This is a genomic window from Actinocorallia longicatena (assembly GCF_039534125.1).
GTDB lineage: Bacteria > Actinomycetota > Actinomycetes > Streptosporangiales > Streptosporangiaceae > Actinocorallia > Actinocorallia longicatena.
Window position 1 is genome coordinate 1 of sequence record NZ_BAAAUV010000008.1, and the last position, 14,857, is coordinate 14,857.

A 14,857-nucleotide genomic window follows, 5' to 3' on the forward strand; every position below is an offset into this window, starting at 1 on the left:
AAACCGCCCCCATCCTCCGAGCAGCCCTCCTCCACTCCACCTCCCAGGCCCGCACCACCCTCTGGGGCCCACCCCCACCCCACCCATGACCGCCCCCGACAGACCACCCCGAACGAACCAGGTCCACCCCCTTTTGCCGCCCACCCCACCCCCCAAGTTGACCAACTCCCGTTAGACTCCCCCCGTACACGGGGCGGTAGCTCAGCCGGTAAGAGCAGCGGACTCATAATCCGTCGGTCGTGGGTTCGAGCCCCACCCGCCCTACAAGGCGAAACGCCCCTTGCGTGACCTTCCGCAGCGGGCGCTTGCTAACGGCTTTGCTGACAGAACGGCTTGAGAGCCTCAGCGAAGACGTCCGCGGCAGCCGCTTCAGCGGTCCGGATGACGTGCGCGTAGACCCGTAGGGCGATGGACGGATCCGAGTTGCCCGAGCCGCGCCGCCACCACATGCACGGCCACTCCAGCGAGCAGCAGCGTGGTCGCGTGGACATGACGGAGATCGTGAAGCCGAGCGTGGAGGAGCGGTTCGGCCGGCGTCGATCCGTCGGCCGGGTCGTCGTACCGTTTGGTCAGGTCACTGACGAGGCTGGTCACCGTGTCGGGATAGATGGGATCACCCCGGCTCGTAGCGAAGACGTGGCCGTGAGCTGCTAAGACAGATCGCATCAGGCCGTTATCCGGTGGGGAGCCGCTGCCCTCGAACGGCGAGCTGGCGGAGCGGTACGGCGTCGCGGGGATGACCGTGGGCAACGCGATCGGGGTTCTCAGGGAAGAAGGTCTGGTGAAGACCCGGCAGGGGACACCGGCCGTGGTCATCGCCACCCCGGAGACGAAAGAAGCCGGAGAAGCCCCGGCCCCCGAGCGGAGCGAGGAGTTCACACTCCTCACCGACCAGCTCAAGGACATCCGGGACCATCTCCGGCGGCTGAACTCCCGACTCGACGAGTTGGACGAGCGGACCAAGGACCTGTGATCAGGCGGTCGCGGCCGCTATCTCGATCGGACTGCTGTGCGGGTTGGCGAGGATCGTTCTTCGGTCCGCGAGCTGGAGAGCGTCCAGCGGCCCCTTCAGAACCTGCGGACTGACCCGCACCCGGTCACCCAGCTCCAGCCGCGTGAGGTAGGTGCGGCTGATACCGGCCCGCCCCGCGCAGTCGCCGACCGAGATGCCGGAACGGATGCGGATCTCTCGATAGGCGAACCCGTTGACCTCGACAGTCGTCGGGGTGACGCTCGCGCTCATGTTGCCCCTCGCTATGCCGGACGAGCGAGCCGGGCCGGGTCCTGGACCCGTTCGGCGATCTCGGCGGCCCGGTCGCTCAGCGCGTCGATCTCGGCCGTGATCTCTGTGAGTTCTTCGAGTAGAAGCTGACGCTCCTCGTCGGTCAGTCTGATCACCCTCTTGGTCGGTTGGTGGAGGCGCACGACGTTCCCGTCAGCCATCGAAGATCTCCCGCCCGTGCGTGCGGAGCCGCCGCCGTAGTTCACCGGCGGTCTGGCCGTAGAGCGAGCCCCAGCCCGTCCGGGTGGCGGTCCGCCGGCCGGAAGCCTCCTGCGCGATCAGCCAGCCGGGGAACTCCTCCTCCAGCTCCTGTTCGAGCCGCTGGCCGATGGTGTTGGCGTAGTTCTCGCTCATTGCGTGCCACCGCTCTCAGGTGCAGCCCGTTGACGTGCCCGGCGATCCTGCGGGCCGCGCCGGGGATGTCGGTCACCGGGTGCTGGTTGTCGCCCATCGACCAGGAGAAGTACCGGCGGTTGAAGCTCACGAAGACCCACACGAAGACGCCGGGCGCATCGGTCGAGACCGCGAGGCTTCCCACCTCCTTCCGAAGCTGGGACCGGACGGGTGAATTCGGTGAGCGCCCCGCGGAGTTCCGCGAGGAGTTCGAGATCAAGTTCGGTGGTTTCCATCTCGCCGCCTTCCAGGTGTTCGATCACACTCCTGAGGCTCGCGGGGAGACGCGTCGCACTGCACCACCGCCCGTGACGCATCCCGGACGTCTGGTCCTCATCTCGTCTCATCTGTGTCACACGCCGTGTTAGCGTCACCCTGACCGAAGGTTCCGATCATGACGACGCCCCCCGTACGGCTGAAGGTCCTGCTGCGAGAACGGCACTGGCAGACCTACCGCACCTTCACCGCCGAGTACGACAAGGCCGCCAAGCGCGTAGACGCCGGCCTCGTCGGAGCGGCCCCGAGCCGCGCCCAGCTCCATCGCTGGATGTCCGGCGAAGTGAAGAGCCTGCCCTACCCCGATCACTGCCGTGTGCTGGAGCAGATGTTCCCCGGCTGGAGCGTCCAGGAACTCTTCGAACCAGCGCCCGAAGAAACCGCCGCCCCCTTGCCCGCCCTCGTCCCGGCCCAGGCCGCCGCGCCCCCGCTAGACGGCGAAGAGGAGCCGTGGGGGAGCACCCTCAAGGGCAACATTGTCGAGCTGTCGATCCGCCTGGACATCGCCATCCAGCCCGATGGCTGGTCCCGCCTCACCTACCACCACGAGCTGCTCAACCTCAGCGATAAGCCGCTGACCCGGGTAGCGCGCGAACTGTGGTTCGAGAACACCAAGGGCCCGCTCACGATCACCCCCACCGCGGACTCGGAACGCCGCCTGATGATCCAGCGCGTCCACGACACCGCCAACCTGTCGAAATTCGCCTGCCAGATCTCCCCACCGCTCCAACCAGGGGAGTCCGCAGTAGTCGGCTTCACCTGTGAAGGCGGCCAGTTCGTCGAAGACCACTACTGGCGGCAAGCCATCTCCCGCCCGGTCCGCCACCTGGAGATCAGCGTCCGCCACCACGGAGCGGGCCGCCTGGTCCGCTGTACTGCTACCGAAGAGCACCCCGATGGCGCGGAGAACTCTGCCGACGACAGCCTCGTCTGGGATTACGAGGCCGACGACGTGGTCATGACCCTGACGCGTGAGCACCTCAGGCCCAGCCAGGCCGTGACCTTGCGATGGGATGTGCCGCATGAACCTGCGTGACGAGGCGGAGAAGACGATCCGTGCCTGGAACGCCTACGAGATCGCCCGAGGCGCAGATCCCGTCATCGACTTCGACTGCATCCCCACCACTGAGGAGACCGAGCCCGCTTCCGACCGGCTGACCGTCTACCGGCAGTTGCGCGAACTCCGCACCCGAGCGAGCGGCCCTCTTGCAGTCCGTCTGGACGCCGACATCGCCTATCTCGGCGCGGTCCTGGGCGAGCGGCTGCCGCTCGCCGACTACGTCCGCGCCACCCAGGGATGCGACACCGCAGGCTGGCCGGACGACTACGTGACCGCCCGCGGAGCCGAGGCCCGCACCGCACTGAACGCGCTGGGCATCGGATGGGGCCCGACCACCGGCGACGATCTGACGGAAGCGGAGGAGCCGATCCCCGCGGAGACGGCCGCAGAAGCGATCCGCCAAGCCGCCGACCTCTACGAACCAGCAGTCCGCAAGCTCACCGGCGCAGACGCTCCCTACACACTGACAATCGAGACGGCCGAGGTCGACGCGTACTGGGCGTTCTGGCTGGACGGAGCAGGTGACCAGGTCCGCCTACGCCTGAACCTGCCCAACGCCCGCTTCACGAAGGTCAGCGCCCGCCAGTTCGCCCTTCACGAGGTTCTGGGACACGGCCTGCAAAGCGTTAGCATCAGCGCCCATGCCACCGACGACGTCGCTTGGCCCCGCCTCCTGGCGGTCCACGCCCCGTACCAGGTGATGCTCGAAGGCCTGGCCCAGGCGATACCGCTGTTCGTCGCCCAGGACGACCCGATCCTGACCGCCCGCGTCCGCCTGGACCACTACGCTCAACTCGTCCGAGCCGAACTCCACCAGACCATCAACGACGGCGCCAACCCGGCTGACTGCGCCGACCACGCCCGCACCCGCATCCCATGGTGGACGGACAAGGTCATCGCTGATCAGCTCACGGATCGCAGCACGGATCCGTCTCTACGGTCCTATCTGTGGGCTTACCCGGCAGGTATCGACTGGTTCGCAGCCCTCGCCGATGCCGACGCTAAGGTGATCGCGGAGGTGTTCCATGCCGCATACCGAGCCCCACTCACCCCGCCAGACCTCGCAGCCCTCTGGCCAGAAGGACCGGCTATCGGCGGCCCCTGACACCCTTTTCGTCTACGGAAGCCTCCAGTTCCCTGAAGTTCTGTTCGCTCTCATCGACCGAGTCCCCGCCCACACCCCGGCCCAAGCCGCCGGCTGGCGCGTCGCAGAACTCCCCGGCCGCGTCTACCCAGGCCTTGTCTCCGGCCCAACGACAGCCCCTGGCTACCTCCTGACCGGCCTAACCGCCGAGGAGTGGCGCGTCTTGGACGCTTTCGAGGACCCGGTCTACGACCTCCGCCGCCTGGACCTCGTCGATGGCCGTCACGGCTGGTCCTACACCTGCAACTTCGGCGCTGAAGTCCTGGAGACCAACTGGTCTGCAGAGACCTTCGCCCGAGACCACCTCCCGGCCTACATCGAACGCTGCACCGCCTGGCGCCACCGTCACGAAGCCAAGAATCAGGCCAGCTAACCGACCGCTGGTCAGATTCACGCATCCCTGCTGGTGGGCCTAGGTTTCATGGGACAGCCACATCCCCGGATGAGAAGTTTCTCTACGGTTTCAAGGCGGCCCGCTCCGCGGCCCGCGCCGGTTCGGCCGGACCGGGCTGCGGCCTGTCCCGTCCGGTCCCGGCCCGCCCGCTCCGGCCAGCCGACGTCGAACGAGCCTTGACCACTTGGTTCCTGAACTCTCGGGACTCGCGAGGTCCCATGGCAATAGGCTTGAGGCCAACCCGCCTGTTGGCATCGGATGCCGCCTGACCTAGTGTGGGTGTGGGATTGTGCCAGGTCACTCAGGGAGCGTGGTCCAACTGACTTACGGATCCGAAAACCAGGCTTGGGCGGATCTTCCTCCTATGGTCCATCCAGGTGCTCATTATCGGTATGCCCCGATAACTCAAGCGATTATTGAGATCAAATGCGCAGTACCTCCAGAAACGGATCTCGAGACGCTTCGGTCAATCATTGACTCTGGAGAATTTCCAAACGCCGAAAAAGTCACAGAGATGCACGTTGAATTGGGGTCAGACGAGAACAGTTCTGACGTCACCGGTCGTCAGATTGGCTTTCTGATGCGCAGCAGAGACGAGAGTGAAGTAATCTCGTCGCGTATAAATGGATTTTCCTATACTGCATTCGCGCCATATTCCGACTGGGAACAATTTTCGGGAAAGGCTTGGGGTTTCTGGGAGGCGTATCGGCGGATCGCTAAGCCGGTCAGGGCGACCAGGCTAGGTGTTCGCTTTGTCAATCAGATTGATATCCCGAAAAGTCACATCGAAATCAAAGACTATATGCGGACAGCGGTTGATGTATCTCCGTATCTGCCACAGCTGGTGGCGGGGTATTTTATGCAGATCACCGTTCCGCTCGAGAAGTTCGGTTCTGCAACGACAATCACTTCCACAGTGCTCCCGCCGTCCGCGGATAACCAGACTTCCCTCATACTTGACATAGACGCATTCCAGTTTGTCGACATAGAAATCACTGACTCCGTAGCAGCGGACGAGATTCGGTCGCGCCTAAATACCCTTAGGGATGTGAAAAATTACACCTTTGAGGCATGTATAACAGACGCAACGAGGGGATTGATCAGCTGATGCCGGTTATGCTGGAGTTGCCTACTGCTGCACGTCATGCCAGAGCCAAGTCGTACGATCCTGAACGTGCTAGCCTCGCATCGAGGTTGTTGCTGGGGGCGCTCAGCGGTGGCGACACTGCTGCCTATCATCGCCAGTCTCCTAGGCGACTACCGCCTTCTATGCTGCAACCTGTTACTTTTCACGGCGAAGATGACGATCGAGCCACCCGTGTAAAGCTTAAGGCTGTGGATGAATCTGAAGATATGTGGTAACGGTGTAAGGCGAAACCATTGCGCAGTCATTTTCCTTGGCTCTGCCAGGGTGACATATTCCGTGAGGCTCCGATAGTCGACGTCACCTATGATGGTACGTCGCAGATGGGTGCCAGTATCCTCTCTGGGCCCGCAGTTCTACTGACCCATGACTGCGCGATGGACAAGCCCAATAAAGATGGCAGCCCGCGGGTCGATCTCCTTCAATTCGCTCGCCTTCGATCTATGGGTTCATTGCCCGAAGATAAGCGCAGCACGCTTCGGGGGATGCGTCAAAAGCTCCAGCCATTTGAGGCACTTTTCGTCGGAGAGGTAGCGGACCTCGGCGAGAGCTTCATTCTTCTTAGTGATCCTTATTTTTTGCCAGCCAGCTATTTTGGGCTAGAGTTTATTAACTATAAGGACCATCCAGAGGCGGATCCGGAAATTGCCGACTACGTGACCCCAGTTCTCCGGGATAGTCGGGTTGAGTGTCTCGACGAGGGGCAGATTAGTCTACTCCGGCAAAAGATGGCTGCTTTTTGGGCGCGAGTCCAGGCGGACAAGTAGGGTTTTCTCGTCTCCTGCTAGCCGGGCACTCATTCGCGCGAATGCGCTGGCAGAAGACTGGCGGTACCCCGCGACTGCCCTACGATCGCCAGCTTGGCTAAGGTCTTTGCGGGTTGGGCGATCGACTGCCGCGCCGCTTCCGGTCCTCGGGGCCTCGCGGCCCCTGCGGTCCGGGTCGGCTTGCCACCGGGCAAGCGGGTTCTCGATGAACGACGCGTGCTAACGCGGTGCTAACAACGGCTCTGGACATTATGGACGGCTGGGAGATCGGGCGCTGCTGCGAAAGGTTTCTGAGCTGGTGCGTGTAGGGGATCTGGACGGGCGTGATCTCGCTTGCGAACAGTTGCTCTGTTCACCTGTGGTCGGTTGATCGAGTCTGAAGCGGGGGCTTCGCAGCCCCCAGCCCCCCGCGGGCCTGGACACTCGTCCGCGCGAATCCGTCTGTCACACCGTCTCGCCGTTCGCGCCGACGAGCGCCCCGGAGCGATGCGGGCAGCTCTCCCGCTCAGGACTGGAGACCAGGTAGAGGGCTTGATCGCGTGCCATTAGCGTGCCATTAGGCAGGGTGAACAGGGGTCAACGAGAGTCATTTGCGGATAGGTTCGGCCGCAGGTCAGGGTCTCTCGCGGGGGTGGGCCAGGCTGGTTCCCAAGCTGACCACGTCAGCTTCCTTCCTCTTCGGTCAGTCCCAACGACAGGCCTCAGTGACGGTGGTCCTTCGTGTTCTCACGACTTGTCCTGAGAGTCAATGTAGTCGGCGGGGATCTGCCCGTCGTACAGCTTCGCCCTGACCCGCTGGCCTAGCAAGGTAGGACGCATCGGCCCGAGCCGAGAAACCCGGTCGAACTCGACCCGCCGTAGCCGGCGCTTCTGCGTGTGCATCGTGGCTGAGGCGGCGGCTAAGCCCGCCATCGGCACCGCTTCAAGACTTAACCGGGTCCGGCGCAGCTTCCGCGAGTGCTTGCGCCCCTGAGCCACGTTCGCCCAGGTGTGGACCCACACCGCGCGGATCGGAGCCCGACACAGAACCAGTAGGAGCGCGGCGCGTACTTGTGCCAGGCCATGCGGAGACTCGTTATGACAACGGCTCTGTGCAGTGCTGGACTGCCCTGGAGTTTGCGCTTTCAGGGGCCACCTGAGCTGCGCCGGAGGGTAGAGATCGACCGGGCTAGACTGGCTAAGGTAACTTGTAATTCGCGTACAAATATTCAGCTCTCTGTCACTTAAGGACCGATCGGCGTCGAGTTTCCAACCGATGCAAGCGCCTTCAAGCTGGACGCAATTGCACTTTCGAGACCTTTAGTTCGCTGGCGAAGCCATATTATCTCAAGGACGCCAATCAAGCTAACCGTACAAAGGGTTCCAGCGAGAACATCACTGTTATGCAAGGAAAGAATTACCCCTGAAATTAGAAAACAAAGACTTACAGCCACTACCGCACAGAGTAGCAATATACCCTGGCGATACGCTCGGCGTGCTGACGCCTCAGCACTCTCTATCTGGTGAAGCTTGATCTCATGTTCACGTCGCAGTTGCGGCTCTAGAGATTTGAGGGCAAGCCGAAGATGCTCTGGCGGAAGGTTGGCCCACTCGACTGCTATTTCAAGAGCTGAGAGCGGACTCTTGGTCGTCGGCGCTTCCTCCTTACTCATCACTCTTTGTCTTCCTAGGAAAATGTGAGCCATTTCCGTGCTCACCCGGAGGCGGTCCGAGGCGCAGGAAAAGTTGTTCGAGTCCTTTCGATAGTGCTACTGCCGCACGTTCCTCAGGGCGATCTCTTGAAAGACCGATAGTACTAATCAAGCCAACAGCTATTGCAATAGCCGACGGCGATCCCCCTACTGCAACTAGCTTTCCTCCAGCCTCACCTGGAATGCCAGCAATGTATTCCTTGACTGCGGATGCAAGCGCCTGCCCGGAGGTCGTCCACTTTTTTTCAAATACATAAATGCCTAGCAGTATTGAAATTGCCCCTGTGAGTGAAGTTGCAGCAAAGAAGGTAGCGGCGAACCCAGATGAGAATTCCAAGCCCGACCCAATAGCCACAGTAAACACTATGGTAGGAATCATGGAAGCGAGCATAAAAGCCATCAACAGGGTAAGGGTGACGTCTGCCGTTTGCTTGACCGGATTAAAGATCTTCCGATTCAGCCACTCCAGAAGATTTTGCATAAACCCATTTTTGCCGCAACCCAAGATCGTTATCCATGGATTCGCCAGCCTGGCCAAATTGTTACCGTCGATCTCGCTGCACCGAGAGCCGATTCATTGTGTAGTCATATCAATACTGAAAGTAAGCATCGTGTGATGGCGTGGCTTTACCGAGCCGTCAACTTAACGATCAGCATGACGATCATCACGTCGGGGTTACGGCTGGCGGATGGCTGCGTGCGATAGCTGCCTTGTCGGTCCTCGGGGCCTGGCGACCCCTGCGAGTGCCCGTTGTGTACCCGATCGGAGAGTCAAACGCGGTCAGCCAAGGGCACTGGCGGTCAAGCGATCAGCAAAGCCGCAGGCCAGGGAGTTGCCAGACCAGCGGCCAAGATCGAGTCCGCCGTTTCAAGGCGATGCATTGTCAGGCAGGCGGCTGCCTGACGAACTGCCTGGCAGTGCCCACGCATGGCGGCGCACAGTCGTGGACGTTCGCGGACGGGTTGAGCTGGACGGATGGCGCGGTATCAGAGGTGATGATCGCCTGAAAAGCGATATACTGGGGGATTTGCCGATCAAGTGTGAGTCGGGGCTTGTAGCTTCCGCAGACCGCGGCGCTCACCCAGGTGCAGCCGGGTGTCACTGATTCTTGCTGTTCGTATGGGCGAGTGCCCGGAGCGAGCGTGTTGCCTCGCGACCACAGCGGACGGTCTTGCTAACGCGGGTGCTAACAACACCATCGGACGGGCATGGACAGCGGCGGACGGTCAAGAGGCGTCCGGGCAGCTCAGCAGTCAGGCTTGGACGGGTGTGGATGGGGTTCGCTTGACTCATAATCCGTCGGTCGTGGGTTCGAGCCCCACCCGCCCTACCAAAGCGCCCCTGACCTGGAAAAACGTCCTCTCTCTGGTGTCGGTGCGACCGCACCCCGAGGCCATATGACGTACGGACTGGCTGACTGGTTCTGGTCATACTCCTCGGCCAAGAGGACGCCATGGCAGGTAGGACGATCTTCCGCGCGGAGGCTCGGAGAATCCGCGCCCAGGTCTCGGCACCCGCCTCGCGAGGGTTGATGATCGCTCAATACGAGCAGCATCCGAAGACCTCGACGAACCGCAACGGCCGCCTGTGACCCCGGCCGCTTCAACACCTTCCTGCGCCGGTACCACGACGCCCACGGCCAGAACGGCACCTCATCACGAGGTACGAGAAGGACCGGCTCCTGGACTGGACGGTCAAGGGCAGGATCCGTCCTCGGATCAGGCACCTGTACGGTTATCGCCTCGAGCCCGTCGAGGACGGCACCGGGTCGTCTCGTACCACGACTGGAGCGAGATCGACCCGGCCTGCCGGGACTTGGAGATCTTCCCGGCCATCTCCAAGACCGCGCCGCCCTTGGCGTTCTCGGCCGGATGCTCGCCTTCTGACCGTCCCGGCGGTGGTCAGGAGGGCGGGGTCGGCGTGAGCGTCCCGTGAAGGACACTTCGTCCCGGGGTTCCCGCGGCCCGGACCTTCGCGGGGAGTTCCGGGGAGTCGGCCGGGAGGACGCGAGGGTCGGCCAGCCGGTACCGGTCGCCTCGGTGCACGACGTTCGCTGTCCGCGCGGCCTGGATGTTGCGGACCCAGTCCGACTCGGTGCCGTAGTTGAGCATCACGACGAGTTCGCCGTCCTGGACGAACGCCATCACCGGGGTCCGGTAGGTCCGGCCGGATTTGCGGCCGGTGTGCAGGATGAGCGCGTAGTAGGGCAGGTAGGGAGCCCACAGGCGCTGGATCGGATTGCCGATGTGCTTGTTGAGACGCGCGATGGCGCGCATTCCGCCCGGTCCGAGGAGCGAGACCATCCGCGCGGCTGCCCGGGCCACCAGGAGGGCGATGTGCTGCGTCACGTCACGCTCCGGTCCTGGTGATCCGGCGCCAGAGGGGCGGGACGGCGCATTGGCGGCGGAGCTCGGTGCGGCGTGGGAGGCGGCGCACCGCGCGCCAGGCGCGGAAGGGCAGGTGCTCCGGTGACGGCGACGTCCGGCTCGATGATCTGGCGGAGCGACGCCTTGTTGAGACGCTCGATGCGCAACGTGCTCGACGGGGCGGTCATGACGTTCCTCCCGATGTTGGCGGTCGAGGCCAAACTATAGGATTTAAGTGATTCACTCAATCTCTTAATATTGGTTACGATGTGAGGGTGGCCACAGCGATGAGGAAGGGCGAGCGCACCCGTCAGGCGTTGCTCGACGCTGCCGTGGCCAGGTTCGGCAGGGACGGCTACCAGCGGACCTCGATCGCCGACATCAACAGGGACGCCGGTCTGAGCGGCACCGCCGCCTATGCCTACTTCGCCAACAAGGAGGAGCTGTTCCTCGCCGCGGTCGACGCGGATGCCACCCCCGTGATCGAGGCTGGCCTCGCCGCTCTCACCGGTGACATCACCCTGGACAACTGGCGCGGCGCATTGATCATCGGTCTGCTGGACGGGCTCGAACGGCACCCGCTGGCCCGCCGGATCGTCGCCGGCCTCGAGCCGGAGTTCACGGTGCGGTTGCTGATGATCCCGGCCCTGGACGAGCTCCGGGCCGAGCACGCGCGACGGATCAGGACGCTCCAGGCCACCGGTCAGGTGCGCTTCGACATCGACCCGGACCAGATCTCCCGAGGCATGGTCCCCATCGTGATGTCGCTGCTCATGGCGCTCCTCCAGACCCGCTCGACCCCCGCGGCCTTCCTCGGCCCCGACGTCGCCGCCGTCTTCGACGCGATCCTCCTGCCCCCGGCACGATGACCGGAGACGGTCCGGGCAGGGCCGTTCAGGACAAGGGGCAAGTGGGTCTCATGAAGCTGAGCCGCATCGATAGGGCTGGGACGATCTCCGCTGCGGACGCGGCCGGGGAGGTGAGGAGAAAGGGGTCGTAGACGGTGACGGTGTTGCGATGCCGGAGCATCGCCGCCGCCCGTCCCTCCCGCGGGACGTCGCGGGGCCTACCAGACGGAACCCTGGTCGACGAGAACTCCGGCGCCGAAGAACAGGCCTACGCCCGAGAGGAAGACGAGCACGCTGAGAATGCCGTCTCGCTCCGGTGCCGCTCCCCAGACGGCCAGGCGGGCGGAGGCCACGTAGGTGACCCCGGCTCCGATGGTCAGTGGGTCCTTCGCCGAGACGCCCAAAGTGAGGAAGATCAGCCCGACGAGGATGGTCAGACCGTGGCCGAACCTGTATCGAGGCTCCAGCGCCCGCTGGTCGGCCCACCACCCGGTAGTGAAAAACGCCATGATCTAGATCATTTCGCTAAGGCCTGGTTCTCGCAACACCGACCTAACAGCGGCGGCGGTGGCCGCCGTGACCGCCGTGCCGTGGTCGGTCAGAGGTGCCCGGCGGGGGTGAGGCCGGTGACGGTGCGGGCGAGGGCGCGGATGAGGTCGTTCTCGGTTTCGGTGCGCCAGACGAGAGCGTAGGTGAGGGGGGCCATGTCGGGTAGCGGGAGGAACCGGATGTGCCGCATCGACCAGTAGTGCGTGACGTGGGCGGGGAAGGGGTGGATGATCTCGCCGGTGCCGATGAGGTGGAGGATCTCGTCGGTGTGGGTGACGGGTTGGACGCGGTCGAGGGTGTGCCCGCGGGGGGTGCGGAAGGGGAGGTAGCCGTCTTCCCATGCCTCGGGCTTGCCGGCGGGCACACGGATGTGGGCGTAGTCGGCCAGGGCCTCGACGGGGGCCGAGGTGAGCCCGGCCAGGTCGTGGGTGGCGGAGACGGCGAGGACGCGGGGGTCGGTGAACAGCGTCGGGCCGACGGTGAGGTCGGGCTCTTCGACCGGCAGCCAGGTGATGAGGATGTCGATGGCTCCGGAGCGGAGTGCGCCGAAGGGGTCGGCGAACGAGGTGTGCCGCAGGAGGAGTTCGTACTGGGGGTGCCGTGTCCGGAAGGCTTCCCAGAGGGGGTTCAGGCCGGGGCCGTTGAACGGCATCATGCCGACGGTGAGGCGGGCGGCGATGCCTCGTGCTGATCGCCGGGCCCGTTCCAGGGTGTCGCGCAGGGTCGCGTAGACGGGCATGAGGTCGTTCTCGAGGGCGACGCCCAGGGGTGTGAGCCTGACCCGACGGCGGTTGGACCGGTCGAACAGCGGGCCGCCGATCCGGCGTTCCTGTTGCGCTATGGCCTGGCTGACCCGTGCCTGGGAGAGATGGAGGCGGGCCGCGGTCCGTCCGAAGTGCAGTTCTTCGGCGAGGGTCAGGAAGATCTCGATGTCGCGGAGTTCCACTCCGTCCCCTCCACCATAAGCGTGAGTGATCGGATCATGTGATGACGCGGCGTTGATGATCCGCTGGTCGTGTCGGAGGCTTGGATCATGACGCGAGCACAGATGACGGATCCGGCCTTCGTCCTTCCCGGCACCATGCCGGGCATCGACGTGGCCGCCTGGGGGGAGTCCCCTTGCTTCACCGGGTCCGGACGAGCCGCGCCTGAGCTCGCCGAGGCGCTGACCAGCATCGCGGACCGGACCGGTGACGCCGTCCGCGACGACCTGCGGGACCCGGCCACCGACCTCCTCCAGAGCCGAGCCGAGAAGTCGTGAGCGACGAGCTCGACATGACCGCCATGTACGCGACGCACGATGCTCTGCGCCGTGAATGCGAGCTGCTGGCCAGGGCGACCTCCCGTAGTGGCACCGATCCCGTTGGCCTCCTGCGCACCGCGCTCGGCTGGGGACTGCTCAAGGCGGTCCTGCGCGTTCATCACAGGAGCGAGGACGACGCCCTGTGGCCGGTGCTGCGGCAGAACCTGGCCGGACGGCCGGACGACCTGGCGCTGCTGGAGGCGATGGAGGCCGAACACGCCGTCATCGACCACGTCATCGACGCGATCGACACGGTGCTGGCCGCACCGCATGCCGGGTCGGATCTGCTCGGTGATCTCACCGATTCCCTGGTCACCGGCCTGACCGGGCACCTCAGGCGCGAGGAGGAACAAGCCCTTCCGCTGATCGGGGAGGCCGTCACCGCGGCGCAATGGGCTCGCTTCGTGCGGATCCACGCCCAGCGGCTGGTCCCGGCGACGCCGACCCGATCCACCGAACTCGAGCGCCACGCCTACCTGCACCGATGGCGAACCGCCGGCGCGGCGCTCGATTCCTGACCGGCGGCATCGGTCAGGTTTGAAGAAGCGCGATTCGGACCGTCGCGCCACCGTTGGAACACACGCATCGGGGGCCTTCGTCCGGGGTCTGCCGGAACATCCGGCCGGACGCACGACCGCCCCCGCACCGCATGACCATCTGGGAGATGAGAGATGAAGGCACACGTCAGTTCGATTCTGCTGGGCGTCCGGGACATGGAGGCGGCCAAGCGGTTCTACGTCGAGGGGCTGGGCTGGAAGGTCCAGAACGACTTCGGCATCTCGGTGTTCTTCGCCTCCGACGGCGCCTCGCCCGTCGGTTTCTACAGCCGTGAGGGCCTGGCCGCGCAGGTCGGCGCCGACGCGGAGGGCTCTGGTTTCAGCGGGCTGGTCCTGACCTACGTCGTGCGCAGCGAGGCGCGCGTGGATGAGGTCATGGCGGAGGCCGAGAAGGCAGGCGCCACGATCCTCAAGCCCGCGGGCGCCCTGCCGTGGGGCGGCTACGGCGGCACGTTCGCCGACCCGGACGGCTACATCTGGAGCCTCGGCCACAGCGACCAGGGCGCCGACCAGCCCTACGCCGAATAGGCCCCGCCGCCCCCGCGGGGCGGCCGCCGAAAGCAAGACCCGGGCGGCGGCGCGACCGCCGTCCGGGACGTCACCCTGCGTGAAACCACCGTTCAAGGAGAAGAAGTGACAAAGCGACTCATGACCGGTCTGTACTGGTTCCTTGCCTTCGAATTCGCGCTGGGCGCGGTGACCAAGTGGTGGCCCGGCGACACCTTCGCCAGCACCGCGTACTCGGTGAAGTTCGCCGAATGGGGCTACCCGTCCTGGATGCGTTTCGTGGTCGGCGGCCTGGAGGGCATGGCCGCGATCCTGCTGATCATCCCCGACCGGCGAACCCGTTTCCTGGGCGCCGCCTCGCTGATGTTCGTGCTCACCGGAGCGGTCACCACCCACATCGTCAACCACGACCCGGCCGTCGAGAGCTGGGCCGCGCCGACCCACCTGGTCATCATGGGAATCCTCGCGCTGGCCAACTGGCCCGCCGACTGGCGCGACCTCCTGCCGGCTTCCGCCCGCCGCGAACCGATCGCCCTGCTCGTCGAGCGGCAGACGGCCTGAGCACCGTGACCCGG

Annotated in this window: 19 protein-coding genes and 1 tRNA gene; 12 read left to right on the forward strand and 8 right to left on the reverse strand. The window is 64.5% G+C overall.

The genetic code is table 11. The features are described from left to right. The first annotated feature begins 190 nt into the window (after positions 1 to 190). Positions 191 to 264, forward strand: a tRNA-Ile gene (locus tag ABD785_RS17770). A 105-nt stretch (positions 265 to 369) separates the two neighbouring features. Here the strand turns inward: ABD785_RS17770 and ABD785_RS17775 are convergent. Further along, entirely contained in the window at positions 370 to 594 is a 225-nt protein-coding gene (locus ABD785_RS17775) for a hypothetical protein (protein ID WP_344829339.1), read from the reverse strand. 70 nt (positions 595 to 664) lie between these two features. On the opposite strand from ABD785_RS17775, the gene ABD785_RS17780 reads away from it, so the two are divergent. Further along, positions 665 to 973, forward strand: a complete 309-nt coding sequence (locus ABD785_RS17780; protein WP_344830114.1) for a GntR family transcriptional regulator — start codon at positions 665 to 667, stop codon at positions 971 to 973. Here the strand turns inward: ABD785_RS17780 and ABD785_RS17785 are convergent, their stop codons facing one another. The 3 genes from ABD785_RS17785 to ABD785_RS17795 are packed head-to-tail and all read right to left on the reverse strand — an operon-like array spanning position 974 to position 1,636. Continuing rightward, on the reverse strand, positions 974 to 1,243 hold the full coding sequence (locus ABD785_RS17785) for a helix-turn-helix domain-containing protein (RefSeq protein ID WP_344829340.1): 270 nt from the start codon (positions 1,241 to 1,243) through the stop codon (positions 974 to 976). A gap of 11 nt (positions 1,244 to 1,254) precedes the next feature. Further along, positions 1,255 to 1,443 carry a hypothetical protein gene (locus ABD785_RS17790; protein WP_344829341.1) on the reverse strand — a complete coding sequence of 63 codons (189 nt, stop codon included), beginning with the start codon at positions 1,441 to 1,443 and terminating at the stop codon, positions 1,255 to 1,257. Beyond that, positions 1,436 to 1,636, reverse strand: a complete 201-nt coding sequence (locus ABD785_RS17795; protein ID WP_344829342.1) for a hypothetical protein — start codon at positions 1,634 to 1,636, stop codon at positions 1,436 to 1,438. Before ABD785_RS17795 ends, ABD785_RS17790 begins: the two co-directional genes overlap by 8 nt. A gap of 433 nt (positions 1,637 to 2,069) precedes the next feature. On the opposite strand from ABD785_RS17795, the gene ABD785_RS17800 reads away from it, so the two are divergent. From ABD785_RS17800 to ABD785_RS17820, 5 genes are all read left to right on the forward strand, one after another. Continuing rightward, complete coding sequence (locus tag ABD785_RS17800) at positions 2,070 to 2,987, forward strand: hypothetical protein (RefSeq protein ID WP_344829343.1); 918 nt, start codon at positions 2,070 to 2,072, stop codon at positions 2,985 to 2,987. Then, the gene (locus ABD785_RS17805) at positions 2,974 to 4,116 is read left to right on the forward strand and encodes a hypothetical protein (protein ID WP_344829345.1); all 1,143 of its coding nucleotides are present in this window, start codon (positions 2,974 to 2,976) and stop codon (positions 4,114 to 4,116) included. The genes ABD785_RS17800 and ABD785_RS17805 overlap by 14 nt, the downstream gene beginning before the upstream one ends. Next, the gene (locus ABD785_RS17810; protein WP_344829347.1) at positions 4,037 to 4,528 is read left to right on the forward strand and encodes a gamma-glutamylcyclotransferase family protein; all 492 of its coding nucleotides are present in this window, start codon (positions 4,037 to 4,039) and stop codon (positions 4,526 to 4,528) included. Before ABD785_RS17805 ends, ABD785_RS17810 begins: the two co-directional genes overlap by 80 nt. A gap of 331 nt (positions 4,529 to 4,859) precedes the next feature. After that, positions 4,860 to 5,657, forward strand: coding sequence for a TIGR04255 family protein (locus tag ABD785_RS17815; protein WP_344829348.1), 798 nt, complete (start codon positions 4,860 to 4,862; stop codon positions 5,655 to 5,657). A 413-nt stretch (positions 5,658 to 6,070) separates the two neighbouring features. Next, entirely contained in the window at positions 6,071 to 6,460 is a 390-nt protein-coding gene (locus ABD785_RS17820) for a hypothetical protein (protein WP_344829351.1), read from the forward strand. A 1,644-nt stretch (positions 6,461 to 8,104) separates the two neighbouring features. On the opposite strand, the gene ABD785_RS17825 is transcribed toward ABD785_RS17820, so the two are convergent. Beyond that, positions 8,105 to 8,689: a hypothetical protein gene (locus ABD785_RS17825; RefSeq protein ID WP_344829353.1), complete on the reverse strand. Its 585-nt coding sequence runs from the start codon at positions 8,687 to 8,689 to the stop codon at positions 8,105 to 8,107. Positions 8,690 to 10,053: 1,364 nt separating this feature from the next. Further along, on the reverse strand, positions 10,054 to 10,500 hold the full coding sequence (locus ABD785_RS17830) for a nitroreductase family deazaflavin-dependent oxidoreductase (protein ID WP_344829355.1): 447 nt from the start codon (positions 10,498 to 10,500) through the stop codon (positions 10,054 to 10,056). A gap of 293 nt (positions 10,501 to 10,793) precedes the next feature. On the opposite strand from ABD785_RS17830, the gene ABD785_RS17835 reads away from it, so the two are divergent. Further along, positions 10,794 to 11,387 carry a TetR/AcrR family transcriptional regulator gene (locus ABD785_RS17835; protein ID WP_344829357.1) on the forward strand — a complete coding sequence of 198 codons (594 nt, stop codon included), beginning with the start codon at positions 10,794 to 10,796 and terminating at the stop codon, positions 11,385 to 11,387. 197 nt (positions 11,388 to 11,584) lie between these two features. On the opposite strand, the gene ABD785_RS17840 is transcribed toward ABD785_RS17835, so the two are convergent. Together ABD785_RS17840 and ABD785_RS17845 are read right to left on the reverse strand one after the other, a co-directional pair. Next, positions 11,585 to 11,875 carry a hypothetical protein gene (locus ABD785_RS17840; protein ID WP_344829360.1) on the reverse strand — a complete coding sequence of 97 codons (291 nt, stop codon included), beginning with the start codon at positions 11,873 to 11,875 and terminating at the stop codon, positions 11,585 to 11,587. 89 nt (positions 11,876 to 11,964) lie between these two features. Beyond that, positions 11,965 to 12,861 carry a LysR family transcriptional regulator gene (locus ABD785_RS17845; RefSeq protein WP_344829362.1) on the reverse strand — a complete coding sequence of 299 codons (897 nt, stop codon included), beginning with the start codon at positions 12,859 to 12,861 and terminating at the stop codon, positions 11,965 to 11,967. Positions 12,862 to 12,948: 87 nt separating this feature from the next. Between ABD785_RS17845 and ABD785_RS17850 the strand changes: the two genes are divergently transcribed. From ABD785_RS17850 to ABD785_RS17865, 4 genes are all read left to right on the forward strand, one after another. Further along, positions 12,949 to 13,176 (forward strand): carboxymuconolactone decarboxylase family protein, encoded by a 228-nt coding sequence (locus tag ABD785_RS17850; protein ID WP_344829364.1) that lies wholly within the window; start codon positions 12,949 to 12,951, stop codon positions 13,174 to 13,176. Further along, positions 13,173 to 13,736 (forward strand): hemerythrin domain-containing protein, encoded by a 564-nt coding sequence (locus ABD785_RS17855; RefSeq protein ID WP_344829366.1) that lies wholly within the window; start codon positions 13,173 to 13,175, stop codon positions 13,734 to 13,736. Before ABD785_RS17850 ends, ABD785_RS17855 begins: the two co-directional genes overlap by 4 nt. A 153-nt stretch (positions 13,737 to 13,889) precedes the next feature. Next, positions 13,890 to 14,303, forward strand: coding sequence for a VOC family protein (locus ABD785_RS17860; RefSeq protein ID WP_344829368.1), 414 nt, complete (start codon positions 13,890 to 13,892; stop codon positions 14,301 to 14,303). 105 nt (positions 14,304 to 14,408) lie between these two features. Then, complete coding sequence (locus ABD785_RS17865; RefSeq protein ID WP_344829370.1) at positions 14,409 to 14,843, forward strand: DoxX family protein; 435 nt, start codon at positions 14,409 to 14,411, stop codon at positions 14,841 to 14,843. The last annotated feature ends 14 nt before the right edge of the window (positions 14,844 to 14,857 follow it).